1 protein-coding gene and 1 pseudogene are annotated in these 2,095 nt (G+C 75.2%); both read left to right on the top strand.

Annotated features, from left to right (window positions below; all coding sequences use genetic code 11):
- Positions 1-145 precede the first annotated feature (145 nt).
- Positions 146-391: pseudogene (locus tag AOK23_RS51075) on the top strand (ATP-binding protein); the annotation flags it as partial.
- 301 nt (positions 392-692) lie between these two features.
- The gene (locus AOK23_RS40880; protein WP_420823799.1) at positions 693-2,033 is read left to right on the top strand and encodes an SdrD B-like domain-containing protein; all 1,341 of its coding nucleotides are present in this window, start codon (positions 693-695) and stop codon (positions 2,031-2,033) included.
- Positions 2,034-2,095: the final 62 nt, after the last annotated feature.

Here is a 2,095-nt window from a genome sequence, read left to right on the forward strand (position 1 = left end):
GCCCGCCCCACCGACGACGTGGCCCTCCTCCTCGCCCGCACCCGGCGGCTGCCCGGCCACCGGGTGGCCTCCTGGGAGATCCCCGCCGACCCGGCGCTCGTCGCGGAGGCCCGCAAGACCACGGCCCGGCAGCTCGGCGTGTGNNGTCACCAACGCCATCCGGCACGCCGCCGGGCCCATCCGGCTCCGTCTCATCCTCGAACGCACCCTGATCTGCGAGGTGTTCGACGGCGGGGCGACCGCGCCCCATCTGCGCCACCCGCGCACCACCGACGAGGGCGGCCGCGGTCTGTTCCTCATCGCCCAGTTCACGCAGCGCTGGGGCACCCGTTTCCTCCCCGACGGCAAGGTCATCTGGGCGGAGCAGTCCCTGGCGGACCCGCTGGGGTGAGGGGTGTGCCCGTGCCGTACTCCGGGTGGGGGCGTCGCCGCCGGGGCGGACGGGTGAACCGGGACGCGAGGGCGCGGCCCTGTCGTCCGCTCCCGCGCGGGTCCCGTGCGCCCGGCCGCGTCCTGTGCCCCGTTCAGCCTGATTAGCGGCTCTCCGCGCTTCGTATGAATGCAGAGCCGACGTCGGGCACCGGGCTCCGTCGCCTCGGCGCGGACCAGGAACGGGCGGGCAGCGGCGAATGCGAGACGTGGTGCGGCGAAGAACACGGGGACGGGGACGGTGTGCGGGCCTGGTGCTCGCCTTGGCGGCAGCCCTGGTGGTCGGCCCGGTCACCTGGACGGCGACGGACGCCACAGCGGCGGATGCCACGGCAGCGGATGCCGCGACAACCGGTGCCTCGGCGCGTGGCGACGGCACGGTGACCGTGCGGGTCGTCGAGGAGGTCGACGTCGACGGGGTGTACGACCGTCCGACGGAGAAGGGCATGCCGGGTGTGCGGGTCACGCTGACCGACGACCACGACGCCGTGCTGACCAGGACGACGGGCGCCGACGGGACCGCCTCGTTCCGGCCGGCGGGGTCCCCGCTACGGGGCGGCCGGTACCGCGTCCAGGCCCACAACCCCGACCTCGCCAACCTCCGCCCGGCGCTCGCGGGCCACGGTGGCGGCCCGGACGTCATCCGGAGCCCCATCGGGTTCGTCGACGTCTCCGACGCCCGCGACACCACGTACACCACCGGCTTCTGGGCGCCCGGCGTCCACCGCAGGGAGCACGCCGAGCCGGGGCCGGAGGGCCGCCGCGGGGCGCCCGTGCAGATCGGCGACCGCGTCTGGTTCGACACCGACGGCAACGGCGTCCAGAACCCGTCCGAACCACCGGTGCCGGGTGTGCGGGTCACGTTCGACCCGACGTCGTCCGGGCCGAGCCTCACCACGACCACGGACGCCGACGGCGAGTACTACGTCGGTACGGCGCAGGGTCTGCGGCCCGACACCACCTACCGGGTCTCCTTCGATCACAGAGGCGTCGATCCGAGCGGGCTGCCGGGGCGGCCGGGCGCCGCCGACCTGACGTGGACGGCGCGGGAGGCCGGGTCCCACCGGCTCATCGACTCGGACGTCGACCCGTCCGGCGGGAGCACGGTGTACGTCGGTGACCCCGGCTATGTGAACCACACGGTCGACGCCGGTCTCACCAAGGCGCTGCGGCTGACGCTCGCGAAGGCCGACGCCCAGACGCGGCGTCCGCTGGCCGGCGCGGTGCTCGGCCTGTGGGAGGACACCAACGGGACGCCCGGACTCCAGCGGCATGGACCGGGCGGGGACCGGCTCGTCGGCGACTGTGCCACGTCGAGCACCGGCCGCTGCTCGTTCGGGACGCTGCCCGCCGGCACGTACTACCTGGTGGAGACCGGTGCCCCCAAGGGCTACGTCCTGCCGGCCGAGCCGGTCACCGGCCCGTACGCCCTCACCCCGAAGAACGCCTCCCAGGGCACGGGCCTGCTCGTCCGCCTCGACGCCGAACGCGAGAAGCGGTGCGGAGGCGGGAAGAAGTGCGCGGAGCGCCGGAGCGCTCGCACCCCGGGCGTTCGGCCGGGCCCGGGCGCGCGACACGGCACCCCCGGATGGGATCGGCCCTGACCAGGGGCCTGAGGGTGCCGTGCGCGTCCCGGAGGGTGGGGCTCCCGGGGGAAGGTTGGGAG

Origin of the sequence: Streptomyces torulosus, assembly GCF_001419765.1 — a bacterium.
Lineage (GTDB): Bacteria > Actinomycetota > Actinomycetes > Streptomycetales > Streptomycetaceae > Streptomyces > Streptomyces torulosus.